The following is a 26540-nucleotide window of genomic DNA, read 5'->3' as shown; positions in this document are numbered from 1 at the left end:
ATTATAAGGCAATTTCTTTCGTGTTACAGCCGATTGGACAATGCTATTAGCCATCTGTCTCCTACTTATGATATAATAATCAAAACTAGATAAGGAAGAGATACCATGATTCGTATTGAAAATGTACTTGCCCTACTAAAAAAAGATAAGAACTTCCGTGAGATTTTGTCTGACGAAAACTACCACTATAATTGGGAAAATGTGACCTTCACAAAGATTAGCTATGATAGCCGAGATACAGACTTGGATACTCTTTTCTTTGTCAAAGGAGCTGCCTTTAAAAAAGAATTTTTAGAGCAAGCCGTGGAGAATGGCTTGCGCTTCTATGTGGCAGAGAACGATTATGAAGTCGGCATTCCTGCCATTATTGTCACTGATATTAAAAAAGCCATGAGCTTGCTGGCCATGGAATTTTACGGCAGTCCCCAAGATAAGCTGAAAATCCTTGCCTTTACAGGAACAAAAGGGAAGACGACGGCCGCTTACTTTGCCTACAACATCCTCAAGCAAAATCACAAGCCCGCCATGTTTTCTACCATGAATACCACCTTGGACGGCCAGACCTTCTTCAAGTCCCAGCTGACAACACCTGAGAGCCTAGACCTCTTCAAGATGATGGCGCAGGCTGTTGAAAATGGCATGACCCACCTTATCATGGAAGTTTCAAGCCAAGCCTATTTAACCAAGCGTGTCTATGGTCTAACTTTTGACGTGGGCGTCTTCCTCAACATTAGTCCCGACCACATTGGTCCTATTGAGCACCCGACCTTCGAGGACTACTTCTTCCACAAGCGTCTTTTGATGGAAAATAGCAGAGCTGTGGTGGTCAATAGCCAGATGGACCATTTCCAAGTAGTTAAAGAACAAGTAGAAAACATCCCTCATGATATTTACGGGAAATTCTCAGATAACCAAATAACCAAGTCACAAGCCTTTAGCTTCACAGCTACTGGTAAACTAGCTGGTGATTACGATATCCAGCTCATCGGCTCTTTCAACCAAGAAAATGCTATCGCAGCTGGTCTTACCTGCCTCCGTCTAGGAGCAAACCTATCTGATGTCCAGAAAGGAATCGCTCAAACAACTGTCCCAGGTCGTATGGAAGTCTTAACTCAAGTAAATAGTGCTAAAATTTTTGTAGACTATGCTCATAATGGCGATAGCCTGCAAAAACTACTAGATGTGGTCTTGGAACACCAGACTGGACAAGTAACCCTTCTCATCGGCGCACCTGGTAATAAGGGTGAAAGTCGTCGGAAAGACTTCGGTCTCCTCCTCAACCACTATCCAGGGGTCAAGGTGATTCTGACTGCTGATGATCCAAACTTTGAAGATCCTGAAAAAATTTGCCAAGAAATCGCCCAGTACATGACACGAGACTATGAGATTATCATCGACCGTGAACAAGCTATTCAAACAGCTATGTCAAAAACTGAGACAGCAAGTGACGCTGTTATCATCGCTGGAAAAGGGGCCGATGCCTATCAGATTGTGAACGGACAGAAGGATCCTTCCTATCTTGGAGACTTAGAAATTGCTAAAAAATATCTCTAAAACAGGTCTAGCACCTGTTTTAATTTTCGTTAAATTGTCAGAAAACTATTGAAAAATTAAAACTTGTGCTGTATACTATAATCTGTAGAAACTGGAGGATGGATTTGTCACATATTGAAGCTCAGGCAATTCAAGTTGCCTATGAAGAAAAGATCATAATTGATGAGTTATCTGTTCAGATCCCTCAAGGAAAAATGACGACAATTATCGGAGCAAATGGTTGTGGAAAATCTACTCTCCTGAAGGCTTTGACACGGATTTTACCCCTTAAACAAGGAAGTATCTATTTGGATGGTCAAGCAATCGCTAGTCTTCCCACTAAACAGATTGCGAAAAAATTAGCGCTTCTCCCCCAAGTATTAGAGGTAACAGAGGGAATTACTGTCTATGAGTTAGTGTCATACGGGCGATTCCCACATCAATCTGGACTTGGGCGGCTAACTGCTTCAGATAAAGAAAAAATCAATTGGGCTTTGGAAGTCACCCAGACCAGTTCTTATGCAGACATGATGGTGGATAGTCTTTCAGGTGGCCAACGACAACGTGTCTGGATTGCTATGGCACTAGCTCAGGATACGGATACCATTTTCCTAGATGAGCCAACCACCTATTTAGACCTCAATCATCAATTAGAAATTTTAGAATTGCTCCAGGAACTCAATCAAAAGAGGGACAAAACTATTGTCATGGTCCTACATGATCTCAATCTTTCTGCCCGTTTTTCCAATCACTTGATTGCCATGAAACAAGGAAAAATCTGCCATCAAGGCAGCCCTCAAACAATCATGACAAAAGAAATCTTAAGAGAAGTCTTTCAGATTGATGCAGAAATTATCCAAAGTCCATCAGGTTCCCCAGTTCTACTCAACTATTCCTTATGTAAATAAAATTTTTAGGAGATTTTTATGAAAAAGATTCTTTCATTTCTGTCACTTGCAATGGCAGTGATGTTGCTTGTCGCCTGCTCTTCTGCTACTTCTCATTCAACTGAAGAGAAACAACTATCTAGCATGCCCAAAATTGAGGGATTCAGCTATAAGGGAGACATCCCTGAAAAGCCTAAAAAGGTCATTAGTCTGACCTCATCCTACACAGGTCACCTCTTGAAGTTAGACCTTCCATTGATTGGAGTGACTTCTTACGACAAAAAGAATCCTGTCTTAAAAGACCTGGTCAAGGACGCCAAGGAAGTAACAAGTGAAGACTTGGAAGCTGTAGCGGCTCTTGAACCCGATCTGATCGTTGTCGGTTCGACAGATGAAAATATTGATCAACTTGCTGCTATCGCTCCAACCATTGTTGTCGAATATGGAAAACAGGATTATCTCGAAATTCTTTCTAGCTGGGGAAAAATTTTCGGTCAAGAGAAAAAAGCTGAAAAATGGTTAACAGATTGGAAAGAAAAAACAGCTAAAGTCGCTAAGGAAGTAAAAGCTGTCACTGGAGAAAATGCTAGCTTCACTGTTATGGGACTTTACGAAAAAGAAATCTATCTATTCGGTAACAACTGGGGACGCGGTGGGGAAGTTATTCACCAAGATTTAGGATATACAGCTTCTGACAAAGTCTTAAAAGAAGTATTTCCAACTGGTTACTTAGCTATCTCTCAAGAAGTTGTAGCAGACTATGCTGGAGATTATATCATTGTTGCTGCAGAAGATGACCAAACAGGTTCTGCCCTCTACGAAAGCGATGTTTGGAAAAATCTACCAGCTGTGAAAAACGGCCATGTGATTCGCGTAGATGCCAATGCTTTCTACTTCAATGATCCATTCACCTTAGAATATGAATTAAATACGCTACGGGATGCCATTCTTGCAACTGCAAAATAATTCTCAACTATCAAAGGAAGTTATATGACTATTCATTCTTCACAATTTGATACAAAAACGAAGCCAAAATCTTTTTGGCTTGTTTTTTGTATCTTCCTCTTCTCACTTATCCTAGGACTCTATCTCAGTCTTCGTTTTGGGGCTGTTTCCTATTCCCATCAGGAAGTCATGGCTGTACTGAAGCAACCTTTCAAACCGTCAGATGCCCAAGATATCATCATTGATCTACGTATTCCACGAATCATAGGGGCTCTATTAGTTGGGGCTGCCTTTGCAGTAGCTGGGGCAATTATGCAAGGTGTTACTCGAAATCCTATTGCCGATCCTGGTTTATTGGGAATCAATGCTGGTGCAGGCTTAGCTTTAGTCGCTGGCTATGCGATTTTTCCCCATCTTCATTATCTGCAAATACTCCTTTTTTGCCTACTGGGTGCTTTTTTAGCCGCACTCATCGTATTCAGCCTTGCCTATACCCGACGCGGTTACCATCAAATTCGGTTGGTATTAGCTGGGGCAATGGTTGCAACACTCTTACAATCTATTGGCCAAGCCATTACCATTTATTTTCATCTATCTAGTGCCGTTATTGGTTGGCAGGCTGGCGGTCTCATCGCTCTCAACTGGAAAATGCTTGCCATTATTGCCCCCTTTATTCTCCTTGGATTAGTGCTGGCACAATTGTTTTCACACCAACTAACCATTCTCAGCCTAGATGACACGGTAGCAAAGTCCTTAGGACAAAAAACAGGGATTATTTCTCTTATCTTCTTAGGAATTGTCCTTCTCCTCTCCTCTGCTGCAGTTGCTTTAGTAGGTTCTATGGCTTTTGTCGGACTGATTATTCCTCATATGATCCGTTCTTTGACCAAGCAAAACTATCAGAAACTCCTTCCCCTGTCTGCCTTGGCTGGTGCTTCTTTTATCCTCTATGTTGATTTGATTTGTCGGACGATCAACCCTCCCTATGAAACGCCACTGAATGCCATTGTAAGTTTTATAGGATTACCTTGCTTTATTTGGCTACTTAGAAAAGGACGTCACCTATGATAAAAGGAAAAAAACTCTTCGTCTACTTTAGCCTAGCTATCCTGCTCACCTTTTTTTGCTTCATTCTCTCTTTATCACTTGGATATAGTAAATTAGATTTGCTAGATGTCCTAAAAGTATTGACAGGACAAGCTCCTTCTGGGACAGTTCTTATTATCCGTAACATTCGTCTGCCTCGAATCCTTGTCTGCCTATTCGCTGGGGCATCCTTGGCCATTAGTGGGCAACTTCTTCAGACCTTGACACGAAATCCTTTAGCAGACTCAGGTATTCTTGGTATCAATACGGGTGCTGGTATGGTGGTAGCTCTCATGATTTCCTATACTGACCTGCTAAAACTAAGCTTTCTAAACTTTATGCCTTTTCTGGCTACTCTAGGTGGTATAGCCACCATCCTATTTGTTTACTTGATTTCCTTCAAAAAAGGGCAAGGGACCCGTCCAAATCGATTGATTGTAGCAGGTATTGGAGTTTCTACCATGCTATCCAGTACCATGGTGGCTATTGTTGGAAATCTCGACCGTTATAAAGTAGACTACATTGCAAGTTGGTTGTCTGGGCGCATTACTGGTGATAATTGGCAAACCATTTGGGTCATTTCTCCATTCTTCTTTGTTCTCTGGCTTCTTGTCTACCTACGCAGCAATCAACTCAATATTCTCAATCTAAATGAACAGACAGCCCTAGGGCTAGGAATTGCACTGCAAAAGGAACGAATCCTCATCCTTCTACTCTCGACAGGTCTGGCAGCTCTCAGTGTGTTGTTGGTAGGCAATGTTACCTTTGTAGGACTAGTAGCTGGCCATATCACACGCAAACTGGTTGGAAGCAATCATCGTATTTCCCTTCCTTTTGCCATGTTAGTTGGCATGATGCTATTACTGATAGCTGATACTATTGGTCGTGTCCTCCTAGTCGGAACAGGAATTCCCACAGGAATTGTGGTCTCCATCATTGGTGCTCCCTACTTCCTCTATCTGATGAGACAAACAAAATAAACTTGAGACCCTTGTCTCAAGTTTATTTTTTCTTAAAATATCGTTTCAATATCTGCAATTCTTCTGTGTTCAACGGTCGATAGGCACCAACGGGTAAATCACCTAGATGAAATTCACCAAAGCGTATTCGTCTCAGATAGGTCACCTTGACACCATAGGCTAAGAACATTTTCTTGACTTGATGAAATTTTCCCTCAGAGATGGTGATTTCAGCGCAACTTTTTTCCACCCCAGAAGAAAGAACTTCTAAATGAGCAGGGTTACAAACTGTTCCATCGAGAAAGGTCACTCCACGCGCAAAAAAATCCGGTGCATCTGGTTCCAGCGGGCCATTGACCTCCACATAATAGGTCTTGTCAATATGATACTGGGGATGAAGGAGGCGAAAGCCTAGCGGACCATTGTTGGTCAAGAGAACCAGCCCTTCTGTATCTCGATCCAAGCGCCCAACAGGATAGAGGCCTGTTGCACGATCTTCAGCTGCTAAGCAATCTAAGACTGTCTCATGTTCCTGATCACTAACTGCTGTCACAACTCCTGCAGGCTTATTGAGCAAAAGATAGGTACTGGCTAGCCCCTCAACCTTTTTATCAGCCACCCGAATATCCTGCAAATCCATATCCACAATATGGTTAATCGCTGTCACAATCTCCCCGTCAATCCGCACCTGGCGACCACGCAACAATTTCTTTATCTGATTGCGCGAACCAAAGCCCGCCTGTCCTAAACACTTATCTAATCGCATAAGAATAGTATAGCAAAAATCAACCTATAAAACCGATTTCTCCGCATAAAAAGAAGCTGGGTAAAAAGTCCAACTTCTAATTTTATTTGAGCTAGAATTACAAGACGCAGTGGTTGGGAGAAATCCTTGCTATTTTAATAGCATAGTCTTTCCCCTGCACAGTTGACGCGGTGCTTTAGCACCCGACAACCACTGCTGATTGGCATCTTTGTTCGCTTTTCAAGCTTCAAAGATGCCTATGTTGACGCGAAAATTTCGCTTCATTTCCAGCCTCAAACGGTTCACTGAACCTTTTGAGCTATGCGGGGGTGGGAGAGAAAAGGTCCAGTGGACGTTTTCTGCCTGAGCTAAAAATATAGGAGCGAAGGGAACTCTTTGTTGATTGCTATGAGTTCTTTCCCACTCCCATAATCTAGGAGCATTATAATTTTAAAGCTGCTGCTTCATCCACAATCACAACAACGTCTGCGTGGTTTTGAAGGACAGAAGCTGGAAGTTCTTCCGTCACTGGACCATTGACCATGCCGTAAACTGCGTCAGCTTTTTCAACACCGTAAGCCATTAGAACAATGGTTTTTGAAGCCATAATGTTGGCAATTCCCATTGAGAAAGCTTGTTTTGGCACTTGACTTTCATCTTCAAAGAAACGAGCATTGGCTTCAATAGTAGATGGTGTCAAATCAACCACTCGAGTCACACCTTCAAATGAAGAACCTGGTTCATTGAAACCAATATGCCCATTGCGACCAATTCCCAAAATTTGGAAATCAATTGGATTTTCAGCCAAGATTTGGTTGTAACGGAGGGCTTCTTCTGCTGGATTTTCAGCCAAGCCATTTGGAAGATAGCTAGCTTTCAATGGTTTTGCCGCAAAGAGATTTTCTTTCATAAAGTAAGCGTAAGATTGCTCATCATCTGCTGACAAACCTACATACTCATCCAAGTTGACAGATACCAAGTTAGATAAGTCAAGGTCGCTAGCAACCACTTCCTTGTAAAATTCAATCGGTGTTGATCCTGTTGCCAAGCCTAGTACACTAGCCCCAGCCGCTAACTTTTCTTTCAATACATCAAAGGCAACCTTTCCGCCTTCCACTTGGTCTTTTACAGTAATGACTTTCATGAGTCTCTCCTTTTTCTTTGTATGGTCTATACCAATATTTCTATATTTTCATTATAAGGTCTATACCAATTTTTGTCAAGCAAAATCTTTTTTATGGTATAATATTTTCATGACAACACAATTAATCATTATTTTTTTATGTGGTGCAGCGCTTTGCCTGGCCGCCTATTTTTTGAAACAATATAAAACCTGGAGAAATGTCCTAACTAGCCTCGGTATTCTCCTCTTGTTGGCACCTCTTGCCCTCATCCTCTACTTCCTCATTATCATTTTTGCTTAAGGAGATTTATGAATACTGCTGATTTTGATTTTTATTTACCTGAAGAATTGATTGCTCAAACCCCCTTGGAACAGCGTGATAGCTCCAAATTATTGGTGATTGACCGAGAAAATCACACCATGAAAGACACCCACTTTGACCACATCCTAGATGAGTTGAATGAAGGAGACGCACTTGTCATGAACAATACGCGCGTTCTTCCTGCCCGACTTTATGGTGAAAAACCTGATACTCATGGACATGTTGAATTTCTTCTTTTGAAAGACAAGGGAGACAACCAGTGGGAAGTTCTTGCTAAACCAGCCAAACGACTCAAAGTTGGCACCAAGGTTTCTTTTGGGGATGGCCGTTTGACAGCTACCATCATGGAAGAATTGGAACACGGTGGACGGATTGTGGAGTTCCATTATGAAGGTATTTTCTTAGAAGTCTTGGAAAGTCTAGGTGAAATGCCACTTCCGCCTTATATCCATGAAAAACTTGAAGACAAGGAACGTTACCAAACTGTCTATGCCAAGGAAAATGGCTCTGCAGCTGCACCGACAGCTGGCCTGCATTTTACCAAGGAACTCTTGGAAAAAATCGAAGCCAAAGGTGTCAAATTAGTGTACCTGACCCTCCATGTTGGCCTCGGAACCTTCCGTCCAGTTTCAGTCGATAATGTGGACGAACACGAGATGCACTCTGAATTTTACAATCTCAGTCAAGAAGCCGCAGATACGTTAAACAGTGTCAAGGCTGCTAGTGGTCGCGTGGTCGCTGTCGGCACGACTTCTATCCGAACTCTTGAAACCATCGGGAATAAATTTGATGGTCAACTCCAAGCTGACTCTGGTTGGACCAATATTTTTATCAAACCAGGCTATGAGTTCAAGATTGTGGATGCCTTCTCAACGAATTTCCACCTACCAAAATCAACTCTCGTCATGCTGGTATCCGCTTTTGCAGGACGTAAATTTGTCCTCGATGCATACAAACATGCTGTTGAGGAACATTACCGCTTCTTTAGCTTTGGCGATGCCATGTTTGTCAAATAGGAGACCTATCCATGAATAAAATCGAAAGTCGTCACCAAGTTATCCGCTCCTTGGTATCCGAACAGAAAATTCATACCCAACAAGAACTCCAAGATTTACTGGAATTAAACGGTATTTCTGTCACTCAATCTACCCTATCACGTGATATCAAACTGCTCAATCTCGTGAAAATCAACGAAGACGACACCTCCTATTATGTCATCAATAGCATTGCACCTGCTCGTTGGGAAAAACGTCTTCGCTTTTACATGGAGGATGCCTTGGTCATGCTGCGTCCTGTTCAGCACCAAGTTGTCCTAAAAACCTTGCCCGGTCTGGCTCAGTCCTTTGGGTCTATCTTGGATGCCATGGAATTGCCTCAAATCGTTGCAACCGTCTGCGGAGATGACGTTTGTTTGATCATCTGCGAGGACAATGATGCTGCGCAAGCTTGTTTTGAAAAGCTAAAGGAATATACTCCACCCTTCTTCTTCAGCAAACGCTAATCTAAGAACCTGTATTCACTAGTGAAATAGTTTGATGTAGATGATCATTTTCCGATCATCAAGGCAGTTTTTGAAAGAATACTGACTGTATTTTGAAAAAAACTAACGATGAGTAACGGTGAATGCCCCCCCAATAAATGGATTGAACTGTGAATACAAGTTCTAAAACAAAATACATACGAAAAAAGGCTCTAGGAAATCCTAGGGCCTTTTTAAGAGAAAGAAGGAGCGAATTAAAGTGGATTACCTGCCAAGCGATAAATTGCTTCGGCATAGATGTCCATTGCTCGATACAAATCTTCTAACGGTGCGTGTTCATTTTCCTGATGCTCGGTCTGTGGTGTTGTTGGGAAACAAGCTCCAAAGGCCACACAATTCGGCATGGTCCGAGCAAAGGTTGCTCCACCTGATGATTTAGCAGGTGTCATATCACCAGTCTTATCCTGGTAGACAGACACGAGCGTTGAAACTAATTGACTGTCCAAAGGTACATAAAGTGGTTTGAGGTAGTCAAATTCTTCATAGACAAGCTGATAGGCTGCTGCTTTTTCTGTTAAAACAGCTACCAACTCATCCTTATCCGCCAAAACAGGAATACGAATATCCAAACGAATTTCAGATTTTTCTTCTGTCAAGGTAATGCCTGCAATATTAAAGCTCAATTTACCAGACGGTTCATCCTCAACAGGACCAAATAAGCTAGCCCCTGTCGCATCTTCACCAACGGCTTGTGCAATAAATTGAAGAGCTGGGTGGTCTGTACATGTAAGCAAGGCTTTAGCCAAACGAATAATGGCATTGATCCCTTTGGCGGCATCCTTAGAGTGCTTGGATAGACCCAAAACAGTCACAGAGTCGGCTGTTTTTTCGTAGTCAAATCCCAAGGAATCCAATTCGGCTACCACATCATCCAACCAATCACCGCTGTAGCTAGCTTTAGCTGGAACGACATTGTAGGCTTGACCAGCTTCCAAGACTAAATCCTTAACTCCTGACCCTACTAATTTTGCCTGAAGTAAACCTTTTTCAGCATAAGTTAATGGGAAGGAAGAATCTGGGGCAAAACCCATGGTGGCTGTTTCTTCTAGTTCGTTGTAACGATTGAGACAGCGCCAGAGAGTTTCCTCGTCCGTTCCAAAGATAAAGCGAATACGTTTGTTAAAGGTTACTCCTGCTTCCACCAAAGCTTTGACAGCGTAGAGTGCCAACATGGTTGGTCCCTTGTCATCTTGGACACCTCGTCCGTAGAGTTTTCCCTCACGCACGACGGCTTCAAATGGGTCTGACTCCCATTTTTCCAAATCACCAGCTGGTACGACATCCAAGTGACAGAGGATTGCCAGTGTTTCTTCCCCCTGTCCCAAGTCGGCATAGCCGTAATAGCCTTGCGGATCTAGATAAGTTGTGTAACCCAAACTTTCTGTTAATTTCAGTGTGTGTTCAAGGACATCTTGAATGGCTTGTCCAAACGGAGTACCATTTTCTCCTTCCTGACAAACAGAAGGAATGGCTACAATTTCCTTAATAGCAGTGACGACCTCTGCTTTATGTGTTTCAGTAATAAAATTCTTCATCGATCCTGCTCCTTTCTTCTCTCCATTGTAAAACTTTTAGAAGAAGGTTGCAATGACCAAAATAGCAATACTTGCAAGAATAATAGCAGCAATTAATTTACCAACAAACTTGTACCAAGTACCAAGTTCGATACGTCCGAGAGCCAAGGCACCCATTACGATACCTGATGTTGGAGTAATCAAGTTCAAGACACCAGAAGCTGCTTGGTAGGCAGTGATAATCAAGCTTGGTTTGACATTGACAAATTCACCCATTGGAGCCATGATCCCCATTGTTGCGCTAGCAAGACCTGATGTTGAAGGAATCAAGAAGGACATTGGCAAGTAGAAAATGTAAGTCAAAACGATGAAGATTTGAGAAGACAAGCCTTGCAATCCTTCTTCACCCCAGTGAAGAATAGTACCTGTAATCAAGCCATCATTCATGATAACTTGGATACCACGCGCTACGGCACAGATAAGGGCAACACTAAGCAAATCAGCCGCACCATTCATGAAGGCTTTAATCAAGCGTTCTTCTGAAAGGTGATACATGATACCAATTAAGATACCTGCAAAGGCAAAGAGCATTGCTCCTTCTGGGAAGTACCAAGTACCAAGCGCACCAGTTGAGCTACCAACAATTTTACCAATAATAGGAAGGCCAATGAGCCAGCTATTGAAGTCTGAGAAAATGTTAATTTGCAAGTCAGTCCATGGGATGAAGCTACAAATCATCAAGACAAAGGTCAAGAAGAAAACCCAGAGAACATGTTTTTGAGAAGATGTTAATTGGTCATTAACTGTATCTTGGTTTTTAGAAACGTTAAAGTAGGCCATGTCGGCTTCACGGTTTTTGTAAACCAAAGATTTAGTTGGATCTTTTTGAATTTTTTCAGCGTAACGGCCTACATAGAACATAGCCATCGCCAAAATCACAATCAAGAATACAATACGCCATAGCATACCATCTGCCACAGATACACCAGCCGCCGCTGACGCTACCCCGGTTGCAAATGGGTTAACTGTTGAAGCCAAGCAACCAATTTGTGAACCAAGCAAAACAATAGCTACCGCAGTCAAGCTATCAAAACCAACTGCCATCATAACAGGTACGAGGAGTGGATAGAAGGCCATTGTTTCTTCCCCCATACCATAGGTAGATCCACCTAGAGCAAAAAGTGGCATAAGGATGTAAATCAACCATTTTTCTTTGCCCTTAAATTTCTTCACAATAGACGCAATACCTGTATCCAAGGCACCTGTTTCATTGACGACACCAAGAAAGGCACCTACCATTAAAATGAAGAAGGCAACATCAATTGCTGCAGATGTTGGTCCATGACCAAGCATGGCACGAATTGGTGCCATCAGTACATCCCACAAACCTTGGGGATTCTGTGCAACGCGTTCATAAGTCCCCTTAATCAAGTTTCCGCCGTCATCCATTTGATATTGGCCAGCAGGAATAATCCATGTCATCACTGCCATCAAGGCAATAATGATCATCAAGATAGTATAAGAACTAGGCATCTTAAAGCCTTTTTTCTCTTTTTGAGCCATGTCAAAAGACCTCCTAAATAAAATATTAATCGTGTCCAAATGGACCTTGTCTCCGTTATGATATTTCCCTGAATGTTCCTATATGTATTATAGCACATCTACCGTTTTTTTGTAATCGTTTTCAAAAACATTTATATAAAAAGGGAACTCGGAGTTGATCTCCCAGCTCCCCTATCTTTTTCCATATCTACTGAAAATCAGCCTTTAGAAATAATTGTGCCACTTTCAGACTCAATCAAGGCACCCAAGTTTTCAAGTGATGTAATAACAGCTCTTGATTCTGGCTTGTTGTTAACAAATGCAATCGCTGCTTGTACTTTTGGTAACATAGAACCTGGAGCGAATTGGTTTTGACCAATGTATTCTTCCAACTCAGCAACTGTTACATGTTCCAATTTTGCTTGATCTGGTTTGTTAAAGTTCACAAATACATAATCTACACCTGTCAAGACAATAAATAAATCTGCATCAACTAATTCTGCCAATGTTTGTGATGCAAAGTCCTTATCAATAACAGCTTCTACACCAGTGAGAGTACCGTCAGCTTCTTTGATGACTGGAATACCGCCACCACCAGCTGCAACGACCACTTCTCCTGCATTTAGCAAGGTGCGAATGGTCCCAATTTCTTTAATGCCAACAGGTTTAGGAGAGGCAACTACTTTACGCCAACCACGACCTGCATCTTCTTTGAAAGTTGCACCTGTCTTTTCAGCTTCTGCCTTAGCTTCTTCTTCTGTATAGAAAGGACCGATTGGCTTGGTCAAGTTGGCAAAGGCTGGATCATCTTTGTCTACAATGACTTGTGTCACAACAGATGCCACTTCTTTGTCAATACCTTCTTTCGCCAATTCATTTTCCAAAGCATTTTGCAACCAGAAGCCGATAGAACCTTCTGTCATTGCCACCAATGAATCTAGCGGAAAGGCAGGATTTTTTTCTGAATCTGCTGCTAAGTTTTGGAGCAAGAGATTTCCAACTTGAGGACCATTTCCATGAGTGATAATCAAGTCATCTCCATTTTTAATCAATTTTACCAAATGCTTAGCAGTTTGAACCAAGGCTTCTTTTTGTGCTTTTGCTGATGGGTCTGATGAGAGAATGGCATTTCCTCCCAAGGCAACTACGATTTTACGATGTGTCATATTTTCTCCTTTTCAATCATAAAATTTGGATAGTGGATTTCTTTCGTTTTCAAACGAATCTTGTAAAATCAAAGAAACTCACTATCAGTTCTTCATAAAAAATGGAGGACTGGGCTCTTGCCTCAGCCCTCCAGCTGTTTGTCAGAAGGTCAATCTGACTGTCTCCTTAAATTTGGTAACAAATTAAACTTTTGGAATGAAGAGATCGCCAAGAGTTGCTGCCATAACTGCTTTAATAGTGTGCATACGGTTTTCAGCTTGGTCAAAATGACGAGCGTATTTGCTGCGGAAGACTTCATCTGTTACTTCCATTTCTTCTACACCAAATTTGTCTGCTACATCTTTACCATAAACAGTGTTTGTATCATGGAAAGCTGGCAAGCAGTGCAAGAAGATCAAGTTTTCATTTTCAGCTTTTTTAACAAGCTCCATGTTTACTTGATATGGTTTCAACATCGCAACACGCTCTGCAAATTTGTCTTCTTCACCCATTGACACCCAAACATCTGTGTAAAGTACGTCAGCGCCTTTAACCGCTTCATCAGCGTCTTCTGTTACAAGGATGTGAGCACCAGATTCTTTTGCAAAACCTTCAGCAAGAGCTACAACATCTTCTGCTGGGAAGAGTTCCTTTGGAGAGAAGATATGAACATTGACACCAAGGATAGCACCTGTTACCAAAAGGCTGTTTGCCACGTTGTTGCGACCATCACCGCAATAAACCAATGTCAAACCTTCTAATTTGCCAAAGTTTTCTTTGACAGTCAAGTAGTCAGCCAACATTTGAGTTGGGTGCCATGCATCTGTCAAACCATTCCAAACTGGTACACCTGAGTATTCTGCCAATTCTTCAACCATTTTTTGGCTGAAACCACGGAATTCAATACCATCAAACATACGACCAAGAACTTTAGCAGTATCTTCAGTAGATTCTTTTTTACCAAGTTGGATATCGTTTGCACCAAGGTATTCTGGGTGAGCACCTAGGTCAATAGAAGCTGTTGTGAAGGCTGCACGAGTACGTGTAGATGTTTTTTCAAACAAGAGGGCAATATTTTTTCCTTCAAGGTAACGGTGTGAAATATTGCGTTTTTTCAAATCTTTCAAGTGTGCTGCAAAGTCAATCAAATATTCCAACTCTGCACGAGTAAAATCTTTTTCCGCTAAGAAATGTCTACCTTTAAATACTGATGTCATATGAATCTTCTCCTTTTTTGAGTACAGACTGGATGTCCGTCCTCGACTTTCTACTTAATTTTTTCTAATGATTGACATGGAACGCCATCTTCCATGTAGACTTCCCCATAAGCCTGATAACCAATACTTTCATAGAAGGATTTAGCTGCTAACTCACTGTGGATAATCAAACGGTGTATCCCATGTTGTACAGCATAATCTTCTAAAGCAGTCACGACTTCTCCAGCATAGCCTAAACCTCTTTGTTTTTTACAAGTAGCTACACGGGTGATACGCGCTTCCTGATTGTTCAGTGGGAGAAACCGAGCAGTTGAGACAGGGTTCTCCCCTTCATACATGACAGCATAGATGGTATCTTCATGGTCATTTTGATCAAACTCTTCTTCTTTTGGAATACTTCCTTCTAGAACAAAAACCTGATAACGAACATGGATACTAGCCGCACGCTGATAGGCTCCTGCCCCAACTACTAGTTTTTTCATGTCTACACTTCCTCACGTTCAAATGGCATTGACATACAACGTGGTCCACCACGACCGCGAACCAATTCACTTCCTGAGATTTTAATCAAACGAAGTCCTTTGGATTCAAGAATAGCATTGGTAATCGTATTACGTTTGTAAACAACTACTACACCAGGTGCGATTGTCAATGTGTTAGAACCATCGTTCCATTGTTCACGACCAGCAGCAACGTTATCGCCACCACCACAACGAATCAATTCAACTTTTTCTACACCGAGATTAACAGCCAAGAGTTCTGCCAAATCTCCATGTTCTTCTTCAATATGAAGTGTTTCATTTTCATAAGTAACAGAGTAAACACGAAGGTCGCCTTCAATTTCTGGGTGGATCGTAAATTTATCATAGTCTACCATTGTGAAGACTGTATCCAAGTGCATGAATTTACGGTTGTTTGCAAATTCAAATGCCAATACTTTCTTGAAGCCAACACCTTGTTTGAAGATGTTTACCAAGAGTTTTTCAATTGAAGCTGCATCTGTACGTTGTGAAATGCCTACCGCAAGCACATCTTTTGAAAGAACAAGTTCGTCACCACCTTCGATACGAGTAGTTTCTTCGCGATTATAAACGAATGGAACTTTTCCTGCATAATCTGGGTGATAAGTGAAGATATATTTACCGTAAAGTGTTTCACGATTCCGTGTTTCAGAATACATGTGGTTGAGTGACACTGAGTTACCAATTGTTGCAAATGGATCACGTGTGAAGTAAAGGTTTGGCATTGGATCAATAGCAAATGGATAGCTAGATTCTACCAAGTCTGTCAAGCCTTTATCGCAAGCTGGAATTTCTGGAAGTTCCGCTTTTTGAACACCTGCCATTGTCTTTTCAATCAATTCTTGATTGTCTTCGATACCCATCAAGAGTTCACGAATCGCTTTTTTAGTTGCACGACCGCGAATGTTAGCTTCGCTCAAATATTCATCAATGAATTGTTCACGAATTTCTGGTGTAATCAATGATTCAGCAGCTAATTTTTCTAAATAGAGAACTTCTACACCTTCATCCCGAAGAGCTTGTGCAAATGCATCGTGTTCTTTTTGAGCATCTTCTAAGAATGGAATATCATCGAACAAGAGACGTTCGAGATAATCAGGCATAAGGTTTTCAATTTCCTTACCTGGGCGGTGAAGCAAAACTTTTTTCAGCTTACCAATTTCTGAAAAAACATGAATAGGATGTTGTGACATCTTAATACCTCCTTTTGACGTGTTGTAAGTTTCCTTACCTTTTGTTGATACTACTATATCATATTTTAAAAGCGCTTACATGAAATATTTGTCAAACTTAACGCCAAATATTTCACATTTTTAAGATTAGTATTTGATATTTATAAAAATGGCAACGCTTTCTTTAGTTATTTCTTTTGTTTTACCAATTTTATGGATATTTATTTTTTGAACTTTTTAAAAAAAATAACCAAAACTCTAATGAGTTTCGGTTAAATGCTCTAGAAAATAGTCTTTATCTACAAAAGTTAGGGTTTTATGGGCATAGGTAATCCTTTTTTCCTGCTTGAGTTTTTTGATTACTTGGCTAGCTGTTTCACGCGTTGTGGCAGAGAGGCGAGAAATTTCTTGGATGTGAATCGTAAAAGGCAAGGCATCCAACTTAGCTGGCAGACAGATATCCCAATACATGAGCGCTAGGACTTGTTCCACTCGATCACTGGCACGTGAAATCATGGCATTGCGTAACCGCAACTCTTCAAAGCGCAAAATTTTTGATAGTTTCTTAGCAATAAAGAGCATCTGACGAGGATTAATCTTAGAAAATTCTTCATAATCTTCCATTGGAATCATAAAATATTCCAAGTCAGTCTCTGCTACTGCCGTATAATGGTAAAGACCATCATTGAACATATCTCCAAAAGGAAAAGCTTCTCCCTGTCGGATATAATCTAGATAAGTATAGGTCCCCGTCTGGTCATATTGCTCAATCCGCGCATAACCATGAAACAACACAAAGAGGTAATCACGTCGATCTCCTCCGAAGAAAAAAATCTGTCCCTTTGAAACTTTACGGAAACGAATCTCTTTAGCTATTTGATCAAAATGCTCAACAGGAAAATGTTGAAAAATAGGATTATTCCTTAAATACCGATATTGTTCCTTGGTGATCATTCCGTTCAATATGCCTTCCACTTTCTTTTTTAATATATTATAGCATATTTTAAACCACTTTAAAACGCTTTCTTTTTTCTGTAAAAGGATACAAAAAAGCCGGGAATTACTTCCCAGACTTTATCTGATATTATTTTGCTGCTGCGTAAAGTTCTGCTACTTTATTCCAGTTGATGATTTCAAAGAAGGCTTTGATGTAGTTTGGACGTACGTTACGGTAGTTCAGGTAGTAAGCGTGTTCCCAAACGTCAAGGGCCAAGATTGGTTTTTTACCGTCCATGATTGGTGTGTCTTGGTTAGCTGTTGAAAGGACGTCCAATTTGCCTTCTGCATTGACAACAAGCCAAGCCCAACCTGAACCAAAGCGAGTTGTTGCTGCTGCTGTAAATACTGCTTGGAATTCTTCAAATGAACCGAAAGCTTCATTAATAGCTGCTGCTACGTCTTCAGTGATTTCCGTTTTTTCAGGTGAAAGGAGTTCCCAGAAGAGGGCATGGTTGAGGTGACCACCACCATTGTTGATAACAGCTTGACGGATGTCAGCAGGAATTGACTCAACATTTGACAAAAGTGCTTCAAGGTCTTCACCAATTTCTGGGTGTTTTTCAAGAGCAGCATTGACATTCGCCACATAAGTTGCGTGGTGTTTGTCATGGTGAAGGGTCATTGTTTCTGTATCAAAAACTGGCTCAAGTGCATCATATGCGTATGGAAGATCTGGTAAAATAATTGCCATTTTGGTTTCCTCTTTTCATTTGTATGACTGTATTATATCGAATTCTGAGAGAGCTTTCAAAAAATTTGTTTGTGATTTACACTAGACTAGCAATCTTAAGCAGAGTCACATCAAAGAGGTAGTCCTTGTCATAAACACCCGTTTTGATCTGGTAATCCGTCTCAACCAATAGACAAACGACCTCCTGCAAAAATCCAATAGACAGACCTCGCGAGTCTCTGAGGGCAAATTTGACCTGATAAGGATTCACCTTCCGCCCTTGAATAGCTGACAAGTCTGCCACTATCTGCTGCTCACCGCGCCCTTCCTTTGCTAAAAGTTGCACCTGCAAGTAAGTCCGAAATTGTGTTAACAAAACTGCTAGCAACTTAATCTCGTCCTCTCCCTGCAAACGCAAATCACGCACCAAGGACTGAGCCTGATCCATTTTTTTTGCCAAAATGAGCTGGGTCAAGTCAAAAAGATTGTCCTGTAAGGTCTTAGGAATTGCGAGAGCGATATCTTCATGAGAAATGACCTCTCCAGCCTTATAGGACTGCAAGAAGGCTATATTTTTGGTCACTTCTGCAAAGTCAAAATTGGACTTAAGCAAGAGTTCTTCAAAGACACCTGTTTCCATTTGAAGCCCTTGGCGAGCCACTTCTTTCTGGAAATAGATTCGCAGATCCGCTTCCTTCATCTCATTGGCTTCAAAAATCTGCGCATCTCGTTTCAGGAGTTTTATCATGCGACGCTTACTGTCAAACTTCCCTTGGGCAAAAATAACCAAGCGTGTTGTCTCCACTGGATTTTCTAAATAAGCTTCAAACTTCTTGAGCTCTTCATCCGTCAAGTAACGCTTTTTAGCCGTCGTCAAATCAGTAAAATAATCCAAAATTACAATCTTCTCATCGGAGAAAAAAGGAAGTGAAACCAAGTCCAAATCCACCTGGGCGTAATCCGACTCTGACATATCAAAATAAGCATAGGCCAAGTCACTCGCATCAAAGGCAATTTGCTGCAAAAAAGCCGACTTAGCCAGTTGAAATTGGCCTGGATCATCACCAGTCAATACTGTTATCAGACCCAATTTTTCTTTCTTTAGTTTCTGAATTTCTTCTATCGTATTCATGGATTCCTCGCATTCTTGAAACCTTATTATACCATTTTTGCTAGCAAAAAACCGCTTATCGCGGTTTCCTTATCTTCTATGACGGCGACTATATCCCTGACTTTGTGAACGAGCTAGTCGACGACGTTTTTGCGCCTTATTTCTAAAATAAAGAATAGTAGCTAAGAACAGGACCAGTACTCCTGCCATGCTCAATCCAGCAATCACTGGTAAGCTAAGAAGTTTGTTTTCTTTGGTAGATTTATCCTTGGTACCAGTTACGGCTGAAGCCTCTTCCTTATTGACTGCTGCTTCTCTAAAGGCTACACCAGCTGCGGCATCAACACTTCCTGCCACTTGTACCATTTGTCCATTCAGAGTAAGCTGTGGCAACTCACCGACTTTGGCTAAACCGTAGAGATTCTCTTTCAGAATAATCTTTTTACCATCAATCTCCTGTTGACCTGCTGGCGCCAAAATTTGACGTTTATAATCTGCAAAAGTCTTGTCTAGCAAGGTATTGATGAAATAATGACGATAGTACTCACCATTTTGATCAGACCAATCTCCAACCCCCATGACAACTGTAATCAAGCGAGTATCATTTCGCTTGGCTGTGACAATAGCATTAAAAGCTGCACTTGGGCTTGAGCCTGTCTTCAAACCGTCTACACCTTCATACCCATAGTCCAAACCTGGCAAAGAGTAGTTATAGGCTTCAAAGGTTTCTTCCAAAGGAGTGCCTGCTTTGACTGTTACTTTTGGGTCTTTGGTAAATTCCAAAACATCTGGATGTTTCTTCAGCAAATGGTAGGCCAAAATCGCCAAATCTTTAGCTGTGGTATCATTTGGTAAATTGTGATCGTAGCCCACAGGAGCATAATAGCCATTAAATGCAACAACAACTGCACCAGATGCATTATTAAAATGCGTATTGGTCATGCCCAAATCTTTTGCAGTCTGGTTCATCAAGTCTAGGAAACTAGCATCATCACCATCATGAATCAAGTGAGCCAACATCAAAGTGGTTACATTAGAAGATGGCACCAGGGTCATGGTCAACAATTCGCGAACTGTATAGGTTTCCCCAGCTACAATTTTATTATTACTAAGAGCGTAAATACCGGCAATAGCTTGATCATTCTCTGTCGCTACTACCTGTGTATCCATATTGATTTTACCCGCAGCAATGGCTTCAAAGGTTAGATAAACCACCATTGTTTTGGTTGTGCTAGCTGGATCTCGAATGACATCTTCATTTTCTGCCCAAAGCACCTGACCGTTCTCCGCATTTAGGACAATGGAAGCTTTTGGAGTCATAGCCTCTGTTGCTGGATAGCCTGCTTTTTGAGTCATTGTCAATAAATCTTCTTGGGCTGAGGCAGTCGTCATTCCCACCAAGAAGCTCAATGCCACTGTTCCCATTGCTAATAATATCTTTTTCATATTCCCTCCTTTTTTGTAATCATTTTCATTTTATCATAGACGATTTCATTTTTCTAGCATTTTTCCAGTAAAAAGGACTCGAAATCATACATTTTGTTCATTTTGGATTCTTACAGTTCTTTCTAGCAAGATAGACCAACAAAAAATGGTACAATAGAAAGAATTGAACGTTAGAGCTCGCTCCATGGAGAGCAAGCCGACACCTGGAGGATTTATGAAAAACTTACAAATGAAGGACATTATTTTAACAGGAGCACTATCTGCTCTTTATTTTATTGGCGTTGGATTAGGAACACTACTAGCCTTTCTGACCACGCGCTCTGTTAGCACCGAATTAGCACCTGCTTTTGCGGCTCTTCTTTGTGGCACCATCTACATGCTCCTCATTGCCAAAATTCAAAAGTTTGGAGCTATCAGCCTAATGGGCTTTGTCATGTCCCTCTTCTTCTTTTTCTCAGGACACTTTCTGTTAGCCTTTGTTCCGAGTATCCTCTGCGCTCTCTTAGCAGACGGAATCGCCAATAGCCGGCGCTACCATAGCTCGATTTTCAACCTTCTTTCTTATATCGTCTTTTCCTTTAGCAATCTCGGACCAATCTTTCTCATGTGGGGTGTTCGTGAAGCCTATATTGAAAAATTACTAGAAAGAGGCAAGGATTTGGCTTATGTCAACAAAGTCATGATTGATTTTAATCTGGCAAATGTCAGCTATATTTGTGGAAGCATTGTGCTCTGTGCACTGATTGGTGGAGTGATTGGGCAAAAATTAGTACAGCGCCACTTCCTGCATTCTGGTTTAGTCAAATGACACTTGATATTCGAAGTAAAATCTTGCTCCTTCTTCTCACCAACTGGGTCCTCCTTTACCATATAGAGGGCTGGATTTACTGGGGAGAAATCAGCCTTATACTTGGTTTACTCTTGTTTGTCTATGGGCAATGGAAACGAGCTAGTCTCTACCTGCTCTATTTTCTTCTCGCCAACAGTTACGCTTATTGGAGTGAAAGTATCAGCTTCACAAACGAAAATGAATTCTTCTCCCTGCTGTTTATAGGGTTTCGTCAACTGCTTCCTTGCTTTATGGTAGGTGGTCTGATAGTCAGAACGACAAATAGTTACGAGGGCCTACATGGACTACGCAAATGGCATCTTCCTGAACCCATCGTCTTAACTTTGGGAGTTATGCTCACTTTTCTGCCCATTTTGCCGCAGCAAGCACAAGCCATTCACCAAGCCTTGCGGCTAAGAGGCATCTTTTTACGCAAGCGGGATGTTCTCTTTCACCCTATCCAGTATGGAGAATACCTCCTCATTCCACTTTTAATGGCGACGCTTCGCCGGGCTCAAGAATTAACCATGGCACTCATGACTAAAGGGATTACACCGCACACGCGGCCACAAGAATTTTTCACCAGTAAATGGAACTGGTTAGATTGGGGAATTAGCCTATGCAGCATCGGACTCTGCCTCTTCATCAGCCTATCATCACTGCCAACTCCCTAAGTTTTACCTACCATCATGCAGAAACAACTGCTTGCCAAATTGATGAGCTCCATATCCAAGCCGGAGAATGCATCTTGGTTGCTGGTCCATCTGGCTCAGGAAAATCAACCTTTCTCAAACTCATCAACGGACTCACACCTGAATACTTTACTGGTACTCTCAAGGGACAACTAGAAATTGCAGGTATCCAAGCTGGTCAAGCTACGACAGAAGAACTTGCCCAACAAGTCGCCTCTGTCTTTCAAAATCCTAGTAGTCAATTTTTTCATCAGTTGGTCGAACATGAATTGGTTCTTCCTTGTGAACAAAAAGGCATGGCAAAAGAGCGTATCGCTAGTAAATTACAGCAAATAGCTTCAGATTTTCAACTCCACCATTTGTGGGGCCGTCAGGTACAAACACTTTCTGGAGGAGAACAGCAGAGATTGGCTCTGGCCTGTGCCAGTATGCAGGACACTCCTATTCTGGTCTTGGATGAACCGGCTGCAAATCTTGATGAGTCTGGAACTAGAATCATCAGAGAACAGATTGGTCAGCTAAAAGCAGCTGGAAAAACCATTCTTTTAGCAGAACATCGAATCGATGATTGGATTGATTTAGCTGACCGTATCTTCTACTTCACTCAAGGACGATTAGAAAGAATTTTCCAAAAAGAAGAACTCCTAGCACTAAGGGACGACGAACGGAAAAAACTTGCTCTACGTAGCCTAGATGTCAGCGAAAATAAGAAAAAACTCCTACAAAAGACAAGAAATCTTTCCAGTACAAGTTCTACAGGCGGTCTCTACCTAGAAGAACTGTCAATCATGGCAGGGCAGAAAAAATTTGGTCAACTAACAGATTTGACATTGCCACAAGGGCAGATTATCGGACTCATGGGGCCTAACGGCTCAGGAAAATCCAGCCTAGCTAAGCAATTGGTAGGACTCAAGTCTGTTCCAGATGAAGCCATTTTTTGGAAAAGTCAACACCAATCCTCCTCCGAAAGACTAGACCATATAGGGCTTCTACTACAAGATGTTCGCCTCCAAATATTCACACTGACTGTCGCAAAAGAGTTGACTCTTGGCAGTAAATCTCTGGCAAGTATAGAGGATATTTGCCAAAAATTAAAACTAAACCATCTAATGCACCGCCATCCTGCTAGCCTATCTGGTGGTGAACAACAACGGCTACTCCTAGCAGCCAGCCTTCTGAGTGGGAAAGACTTTCTCATTTTAGATGAACCTAGTAGTGGACTCGACTACCTACAAATGGTAGAAGTCGCTCAACTCCTTAAAGAAGCCAAACGCCATGGACAGACTATCCTCCTCATCAGTCATGACCTTGAACTACTAGACTTGGTCTGTGATAGTGTCATTGACCTCACCAAAGTCATAAAAATAACCTAACCCAGATACAGACTGGGTTAGGTTTTATTTTTCTATAGTTGTCCGTGGCAGCATATTGAGCAAAATCTGTGTCATCTGCTCAGCCGTTTCCTTCTTTCCACGAGTAATCCACATTTGGTAAATCCCAAAAATGGCATGGCTAAGATAGACACTATTGTAAAGTTTTTCTACTGGCGCCTTGTCCAAGGTCTGGTATTCATCATACAGTTCTTTAGAAATCATGGTCTGCAACTTATTGCGAATATAGGTCTGAATTTCCTTGGTACCATTTTGTGTTAACAAAGCTGCAAACAAAGACTCTCTGTCCAAAAACTCGAATATTTCTAGTAAAGCCTTCTCTTTCTGAAACTCATTTTTATCAAAAACATATTCTAACTTGCTAAAGAGAGTCTGCTGATAACGGTCAATCATTTCATATTTATCTTTGTAATGTGTATAGAAACTAGAACGGCTAATACCTGCATTCTTAGCTAGTTGACTGGTTGATATCTCATCAAAACTCTGGTGTTTCAAAAGATTAACCATAGCTTTTTCAATAGCTTTTTTCGTTCTCTCTCTGCGATTATCTGTTGACATATGCGCCCTTCTCATCTTTTTTGACATTTTTATACATTGTGTCCAAATACCAGTTCTAAAACTTGTTTTTTGCTTCGCTACGTGTATAATATATTTTATCATATTTTTTAAACAATGTGTCTAAAAGAGGTTAAAATGTTAGAAGAATTAAAAGGACTTCTTAAGAAGCCCATGTCAATGATTACACTGATTGGAGTCGCATTGATTCCTACCTTATACAATGTGATTTTCCTATCCTCCATGTGGGATCCCTATGGAAATCTTGAACATCTCCCCGTCGCAGTTGTCAACCAAGACCAGTCGGCTAAGTTAGAGGATAAAAACATTCATATCGGTCAAGATATGGTGGACAATATGTCTAAAAACAAGATCTTAGACTTCCATTTTGTTTCTGAGAATAAGGCCAAAAAAGGACTGGAAAAGGGTGACTACTACATGGTCATTACCTTCCCAAAAGACCTTTCTGAAAAAGCAACAAGTTTGATGACAGAAAAGCCCGAAAAACTAACCATCCATTATCAGACGACCAAGGGACTCAGCTTTGTCTCCTCTAAAATGAGCGAATCAGCCATGGCTAAACTCAAAGAAAAAGTTTCTGAAAGTGTCACTGAAACCTATACTTCTTCGGTCTTCAAAAGTATGACCAAGCTGCAATCAGGTATGACAGAGGCTGCTGATGGTGGGCAGAAATTGCTTGACGGTACGGACAAATTGCAGAACGGTAGCCAAACCTTGACCAGCAATCTCAATACCTTGTCCTCTTCCAGTCAAACATTTTCAACTGGTGCCACTACGTTAAACAAGGGAATTGTAACCTATACCGACGGTGTTGCCAGTCTTTCAAGTGGTTTGAATAGCTTGAATTCTGGTGTCACTGCTTACACAGACGGTGTGAACAAATTGACCAACGGAGCCCAAGCTATCAACAGTAAGTCAGATACCCTCCTAGCGGGTATCAATCAGCTCAAGGCAGGCTCTAGTCAAATTCAACAGCTAGTAGACGGTTCTCATTCACTAACAGCTGGTTTAGAGGAAATGGCTAATAAAACTAGTCTTTCCAATGAACAATCTACTTCTCTTGACCAAGTCAAACTAGCCTTACCGCAAATCAATGCAAGCCTGCAAACGATTAATAGTCAATTAAATAGCGGAACAAATCCTGATACACAAGCTATCGAGACTGCTCTAACAACCATAGCAGGTCAAGCGCAAGCTATTTTGACAAGTAGTCAAGCTGAAAAAACTGCTATGCTTACAGCAGTACAAGCAACTTCCGCTTATCAAACCATGACCAGCGACCAACAAGCTGAAATTACGGCTGCCATCAACAATACTCCTTCAACAACTGCCAGTGCTGCGCAAAACATTCTTGAAAATGTCAAAAACATGTCAGGAGAACTGCAAACTCTCCAAACACAAGCCACTTCACTCGGTCAACTCAAAACAGCACTCGGTCAACTATCAGTAGCTTCTACTCAAGTCCTTCCTGGTGCGGTGACCAGCATTCAAACCCTGCAAAATGGCTTGTCAGGTGTCAACATGGCTCTCACTCAAAAAGTCTTACCGGGTAGCCACCAACTCAGTACAGGTATTGTTACCTTGCAAGGCAAACTTGCTAGTGGTTCCGACCAACTATTGACAGGAACTAGCCAGTACACTACTGGTGTTGCTCAATTAGCAAACGGTGCTACTACTTTATCAAGTAAATCTAACCAGCTCCTAGATGGCACAAGCAAAGCCTCTGCTGGCGCTAATAAGCTAGACAGTAATTCTAGTCAACTAGCTTCCGGTGCAAGGCAGTTAGCTGATGGTGCAGAGAAAATCGCTGACGGCTCTTCAAAATTAGCCGACGGTGGACAAAGCTTGACAGATGGCTTAACCACACTCAATGCTGGCACAGATAGCCTAACCTCATCCCTTCGTGCAGCTAGCGAGCAATTATCTCTGGTTTCTACTACCGAAGAAAATGCCAAAGCAGTCTCCAAGCCAGTCAAACTAAAACATAGTGACAAGGACAATGTAGACAACAACGGTGTCGGCATGGCACCGTACATGATGTCCGTTTCCATGATGGTCGTGGCCCTCTCAGCCAACGTCCTCTTTGCCAAGGCACTTTCTGGTCGCCATCCTGAAAATCGCTGGCAATGGGCTCGCAACAAACTCTTTATCAACGGAACTATTGCCACAGTCGGCGCCATCGTTCTCTACCTTGCCGTTCGTTGGGTCGGTGTCAATCCTAATCATGAGGGGCTCACATTAGGCATGACTATCTTGGCCAGCTGGACCCTCATGGCTCTGGTCACAGCCTTGGTTGGCTGGCACAATCGCTTTGGCTCCTACGCTTCACTCATCCTCTTGCTCTTGCAACTGGGTTCTAGTGCGGGAACCTATCCGATTGAACTGAGTCAAAAGTTCTTCCAAACCATTCAGCCTTACCTGCCTATGGCCTACTCGGTAGCTGGTCTTCGCGAAAGCATTTCTCTTACTGGAAATGTCGGCTCACAAGCTGGTCACCTAGCTTTCTTCCTCATCGGATTTATGGCATTAGCTCTCTTGATTTATCGTGATCAAGAAGATTTATAAACAGACAAA

At 41.7% G+C, this 26540-nt stretch carries 25 protein-coding genes; 12 read left to right on the top strand and 13 right to left on the bottom strand.

Annotation, left to right across the window (positions count from 1 at the left end):
- Positions 1-105 precede the first annotated feature (105 nt).
- From ACHUFA_RS03310 to ACHUFA_RS03290, 5 genes are all read left to right on the top strand, one after another.
- Positions 106-1554, top strand: coding sequence for a UDP-N-acetylmuramoyl-L-alanyl-D-glutamate--L-lysine ligase (locus tag ACHUFA_RS03310; RefSeq protein ID WP_222347329.1), 1449 nt, complete (start codon positions 106-108; stop codon positions 1552-1554).
- Between the two features lie 98 nt (positions 1555-1652).
- The gene (locus tag ACHUFA_RS03305) at positions 1653-2441 is read left to right on the top strand and encodes an ABC transporter ATP-binding protein (protein ID WP_394404907.1); all 789 of its coding nucleotides are present in this window, start codon (positions 1653-1655) and stop codon (positions 2439-2441) included.
- An 18-nt stretch (positions 2442-2459) separates the two neighbouring features.
- Positions 2460-3386: an iron-hydroxamate ABC transporter substrate-binding protein gene (locus tag ACHUFA_RS03300; protein ID WP_222347327.1), complete on the top strand. Its 927-nt coding sequence runs from the start codon at positions 2460-2462 to the stop codon at positions 3384-3386.
- Between the two features lie 24 nt (positions 3387-3410).
- Positions 3411-4433 carry a FecCD family ABC transporter permease gene (locus tag ACHUFA_RS03295; protein ID WP_394404906.1) on the top strand — a complete coding sequence of 341 codons (1023 nt, stop codon included), beginning with the start codon at positions 3411-3413 and terminating at the stop codon, positions 4431-4433.
- Positions 4430-5431 (top strand): FecCD family ABC transporter permease, encoded by a 1002-nt coding sequence (locus ACHUFA_RS03290; protein ID WP_394404905.1) that lies wholly within the window; start codon positions 4430-4432, stop codon positions 5429-5431. The genes ACHUFA_RS03295 and ACHUFA_RS03290 overlap by 4 nt, the downstream gene beginning before the upstream one ends.
- Positions 5432-5453: 22 nt before the next feature.
- Here ACHUFA_RS03290 and ACHUFA_RS03285 read toward each other — a convergent pair whose 3' ends face one another.
- Both ACHUFA_RS03285 and ACHUFA_RS03280 read right to left on the bottom strand, forming a co-directional pair.
- Complete coding sequence (locus ACHUFA_RS03285) at positions 5454-6176, bottom strand: pseudouridine synthase (protein WP_394404904.1); 723 nt, start codon at positions 6174-6176, stop codon at positions 5454-5456.
- 421 nt (positions 6177-6597) lie between these two features.
- Positions 6598-7299, bottom strand: a complete 702-nt coding sequence (locus ACHUFA_RS03280) for a glucosamine-6-phosphate deaminase (RefSeq protein ID WP_222347324.1) — start codon at positions 7297-7299, stop codon at positions 6598-6600.
- A 109-nt stretch (positions 7300-7408) separates the two neighbouring features.
- Between ACHUFA_RS03280 and ACHUFA_RS03275 the strand changes: the two genes are divergently transcribed.
- Genes ACHUFA_RS03275 through ACHUFA_RS03265 form a run of 3 tightly spaced genes read left to right on the top strand, consistent with a single transcriptional unit; the run spans position 7409 to position 9101 of the window.
- Positions 7409-7579, top strand: coding sequence for a hypothetical protein (locus ACHUFA_RS03275; protein WP_394404903.1), 171 nt, complete (start codon positions 7409-7411; stop codon positions 7577-7579).
- 8 nt (positions 7580-7587) lie between these two features.
- Entirely contained in the window at positions 7588-8616 is a 1029-nt protein-coding gene (queA, locus tag ACHUFA_RS03270; protein ID WP_222347322.1) for a tRNA preQ1(34) S-adenosylmethionine ribosyltransferase-isomerase QueA, read from the top strand.
- Between the two features lie 11 nt (positions 8617-8627).
- Complete coding sequence (locus ACHUFA_RS03265) at positions 8628-9101, top strand: arginine repressor (protein WP_222347321.1); 474 nt, start codon at positions 8628-8630, stop codon at positions 9099-9101.
- 233 nt (positions 9102-9334) lie between these two features.
- Here the strand turns inward: ACHUFA_RS03265 and ACHUFA_RS03260 are convergent, their stop codons facing one another.
- From ACHUFA_RS03260 to ACHUFA_RS03215, 10 genes are all read right to left on the bottom strand, one after another.
- Positions 9335-10675, bottom strand: coding sequence for a dipeptidase (locus ACHUFA_RS03260; protein WP_394404902.1), 1341 nt, complete (start codon positions 10673-10675; stop codon positions 9335-9337).
- A 36-nt stretch (positions 10676-10711) separates the two neighbouring features.
- Positions 10712-12217, bottom strand: a complete 1506-nt coding sequence (locus ACHUFA_RS03255; RefSeq protein WP_222347319.1) for a YfcC family protein — start codon at positions 12215-12217, stop codon at positions 10712-10714.
- Between the two features lie 197 nt (positions 12218-12414).
- Positions 12415-13362, bottom strand: coding sequence for a carbamate kinase (gene arcC / locus ACHUFA_RS03250; RefSeq protein ID WP_394404901.1), 948 nt, complete (start codon positions 13360-13362; stop codon positions 12415-12417).
- 183 nt (positions 13363-13545) lie between these two features.
- The gene (gene argF / locus ACHUFA_RS03245; RefSeq protein ID WP_222347317.1) at positions 13546-14559 is read right to left on the bottom strand and encodes an ornithine carbamoyltransferase; all 1014 of its coding nucleotides are present in this window, start codon (positions 14557-14559) and stop codon (positions 13546-13548) included.
- 50 nt (positions 14560-14609) lie between these two features.
- On the bottom strand, positions 14610-15041 hold the full coding sequence (locus tag ACHUFA_RS03240; RefSeq protein WP_222347316.1) for a GNAT family N-acetyltransferase: 432 nt from the start codon (positions 15039-15041) through the stop codon (positions 14610-14612).
- A gap of 2 nt (positions 15042-15043) precedes the next feature.
- On the bottom strand, positions 15044-16273 hold the full coding sequence (gene arcA / locus ACHUFA_RS03235) for an arginine deiminase (protein ID WP_394404900.1): 1230 nt from the start codon (positions 16271-16273) through the stop codon (positions 15044-15046).
- Between the two features lie 237 nt (positions 16274-16510).
- On the bottom strand, positions 16511-17206 hold the full coding sequence (locus tag ACHUFA_RS03230; protein ID WP_222347426.1) for a Crp/Fnr family transcriptional regulator: 696 nt from the start codon (positions 17204-17206) through the stop codon (positions 16511-16513).
- Between the two features lie 130 nt (positions 17207-17336).
- Positions 17337-17942 carry a superoxide dismutase SodA gene (gene sodA / locus ACHUFA_RS03225; protein WP_394404899.1) on the bottom strand — a complete coding sequence of 202 codons (606 nt, stop codon included), beginning with the start codon at positions 17940-17942 and terminating at the stop codon, positions 17337-17339.
- Between the two features lie 76 nt (positions 17943-18018).
- Positions 18019-19053 (bottom strand): DNA polymerase III subunit delta, encoded by a 1035-nt coding sequence (gene holA, locus ACHUFA_RS03220; RefSeq protein ID WP_394404898.1) that lies wholly within the window; start codon positions 19051-19053, stop codon positions 18019-18021.
- Between the two features lie 69 nt (positions 19054-19122).
- Positions 19123-20478 (bottom strand): DUF1958 domain-containing protein, encoded by a 1356-nt coding sequence (locus tag ACHUFA_RS03215; protein ID WP_394404897.1) that lies wholly within the window; start codon positions 20476-20478, stop codon positions 19123-19125.
- A 214-nt stretch (positions 20479-20692) separates the two neighbouring features.
- Between ACHUFA_RS03215 and ACHUFA_RS03210 the strand changes: the two genes are divergently transcribed.
- Genes ACHUFA_RS03210 through ACHUFA_RS03200 form a run of 3 tightly spaced genes read left to right on the top strand, consistent with a single transcriptional unit; the run spans position 20693 to position 23372 of the window.
- Complete coding sequence (locus ACHUFA_RS03210) at positions 20693-21286, top strand: MptD family putative ECF transporter S component (RefSeq protein WP_394404896.1); 594 nt, start codon at positions 20693-20695, stop codon at positions 21284-21286.
- Complete coding sequence (locus tag ACHUFA_RS03205) at positions 21283-21981, top strand: energy-coupling factor transporter transmembrane component T (RefSeq protein ID WP_394404895.1); 699 nt, start codon at positions 21283-21285, stop codon at positions 21979-21981. The genes ACHUFA_RS03210 and ACHUFA_RS03205 overlap by 4 nt, the downstream gene beginning before the upstream one ends.
- Positions 21927-23372: an ABC transporter ATP-binding protein gene (locus ACHUFA_RS03200; protein WP_394404894.1), complete on the top strand. Its 1446-nt coding sequence runs from the start codon at positions 21927-21929 to the stop codon at positions 23370-23372. The genes ACHUFA_RS03205 and ACHUFA_RS03200 overlap by 55 nt, the downstream gene beginning before the upstream one ends.
- 24 nt (positions 23373-23396) lie before the next feature.
- Here ACHUFA_RS03200 and ACHUFA_RS03195 read toward each other — a convergent pair whose 3' ends face one another.
- Positions 23397-23948, bottom strand: coding sequence for a TetR/AcrR family transcriptional regulator (locus ACHUFA_RS03195; RefSeq protein ID WP_222347308.1), 552 nt, complete (start codon positions 23946-23948; stop codon positions 23397-23399).
- 135 nt (positions 23949-24083) lie between these two features.
- On the opposite strand from ACHUFA_RS03195, the gene ACHUFA_RS03190 reads away from it, so the two are divergent.
- Positions 24084-26531, top strand: coding sequence for a YhgE/Pip family protein (locus ACHUFA_RS03190; RefSeq protein WP_394404893.1), 2448 nt, complete (start codon positions 24084-24086; stop codon positions 26529-26531).
- Positions 26532-26540: the final 9 nt, after the last annotated feature.

This window comes from Streptococcus hepaticus (assembly GCF_043656315.1).
Classification (GTDB): domain Bacteria; phylum Bacillota; class Bacilli; order Lactobacillales; family Streptococcaceae; genus Streptococcus; species Streptococcus hepaticus.
The sequence above is the reverse complement of the archived record's forward strand: the minus strand, read 5'-3'. Positions and strand labels throughout refer to the sequence as shown.

What these genes read in the sequence shown, in the direction of transcription:
- ACHUFA_RS03310 (WP_222347329.1), top strand. Translation starts at nt 106, where the DNA reads ATGATTCGTATTGAAAATGTACTTGCCCTACTAAAAAAAGATAAGAAC.
- ACHUFA_RS03305 (WP_394404907.1), top strand. Translation starts at nt 1,653, where the DNA reads ATGGATTTGTCACATATTGAAGCTCAGGCAATTCAAGTTGCCTATGAA.
- ACHUFA_RS03300 (WP_222347327.1), top strand. Translation starts at nt 2,460, where the DNA reads ATGAAAAAGATTCTTTCATTTCTGTCACTTGCAATGGCAGTGATGTTG.
- ACHUFA_RS03295 (WP_394404906.1), top strand. Translation starts at nt 3,411, where the DNA reads ATGACTATTCATTCTTCACAATTTGATACAAAAACGAAGCCAAAATCT.
- ACHUFA_RS03290 (WP_394404905.1), top strand. Translation starts at nt 4,430, where the DNA reads ATGATAAAAGGAAAAAAACTCTTCGTCTACTTTAGCCTAGCTATCCTG.
- ACHUFA_RS03285 (WP_394404904.1), bottom strand. Translation starts at nt 6,176, where the DNA reads ATGCGATTAGATAAGTGTTTAGGACAGGCGGGCTTTGGTTCGCGCAAT.
- ACHUFA_RS03280 (WP_222347324.1), bottom strand. Translation starts at nt 7,299, where the DNA reads ATGAAAGTCATTACTGTAAAAGACCAAGTGGAAGGCGGAAAGGTTGCC.
- ACHUFA_RS03275 (WP_394404903.1), top strand. Translation starts at nt 7,409, where the DNA reads ATGACAACACAATTAATCATTATTTTTTTATGTGGTGCAGCGCTTTGC.
- queA (WP_222347322.1), top strand. Translation starts at nt 7,588, where the DNA reads ATGAATACTGCTGATTTTGATTTTTATTTACCTGAAGAATTGATTGCT.
- ACHUFA_RS03265 (WP_222347321.1), top strand. Translation starts at nt 8,628, where the DNA reads ATGAATAAAATCGAAAGTCGTCACCAAGTTATCCGCTCCTTGGTATCC.
- ACHUFA_RS03260 (WP_394404902.1), bottom strand. Translation starts at nt 10,675, where the DNA reads ATGAAGAATTTTATTACTGAAACACATAAAGCAGAGGTCGTCACTGCT.
- ACHUFA_RS03255 (WP_222347319.1), bottom strand. Translation starts at nt 12,217, where the DNA reads ATGGCTCAAAAAGAGAAAAAAGGCTTTAAGATGCCTAGTTCTTATACT.
- arcC (WP_394404901.1), bottom strand. Translation starts at nt 13,362, where the DNA reads ATGACACATCGTAAAATCGTAGTTGCCTTGGGAGGAAATGCCATTCTC.
- argF (WP_222347317.1), bottom strand. Translation starts at nt 14,559, where the DNA reads ATGACATCAGTATTTAAAGGTAGACATTTCTTAGCGGAAAAAGATTTT.
- ACHUFA_RS03240 (WP_222347316.1), bottom strand. Translation starts at nt 15,041, where the DNA reads ATGAAAAAACTAGTAGTTGGGGCAGGAGCCTATCAGCGTGCGGCTAGT.
- arcA (WP_394404900.1), bottom strand. Translation starts at nt 16,273, where the DNA reads ATGTCACAACATCCTATTCATGTTTTTTCAGAAATTGGTAAGCTGAAA.
- ACHUFA_RS03230 (WP_222347426.1), bottom strand. Translation starts at nt 17,206, where the DNA reads ATGATCACCAAGGAACAATATCGGTATTTAAGGAATAATCCTATTTTT.
- sodA (WP_394404899.1), bottom strand. Translation starts at nt 17,942, where the DNA reads ATGGCAATTATTTTACCAGATCTTCCATACGCATATGATGCACTTGAG.
- holA (WP_394404898.1), bottom strand. Translation starts at nt 19,053, where the DNA reads ATGAATACGATAGAAGAAATTCAGAAACTAAAGAAAGAAAAATTGGGT.
- ACHUFA_RS03215 (WP_394404897.1), bottom strand. Translation starts at nt 20,478, where the DNA reads ATGAAAAAGATATTATTAGCAATGGGAACAGTGGCATTGAGCTTCTTG.
- ACHUFA_RS03210 (WP_394404896.1), top strand. Translation starts at nt 20,693, where the DNA reads ATGAAAAACTTACAAATGAAGGACATTATTTTAACAGGAGCACTATCT.
- ACHUFA_RS03205 (WP_394404895.1), top strand. Translation starts at nt 21,283, where the DNA reads ATGACACTTGATATTCGAAGTAAAATCTTGCTCCTTCTTCTCACCAAC.
- ACHUFA_RS03200 (WP_394404894.1), top strand. Translation starts at nt 21,927, where the DNA reads ATGCAGCATCGGACTCTGCCTCTTCATCAGCCTATCATCACTGCCAAC.
- ACHUFA_RS03195 (WP_222347308.1), bottom strand. Translation starts at nt 23,948, where the DNA reads ATGTCAACAGATAATCGCAGAGAGAGAACGAAAAAAGCTATTGAAAAA.
- ACHUFA_RS03190 (WP_394404893.1), top strand. Translation starts at nt 24,084, where the DNA reads ATGTTAGAAGAATTAAAAGGACTTCTTAAGAAGCCCATGTCAATGATT.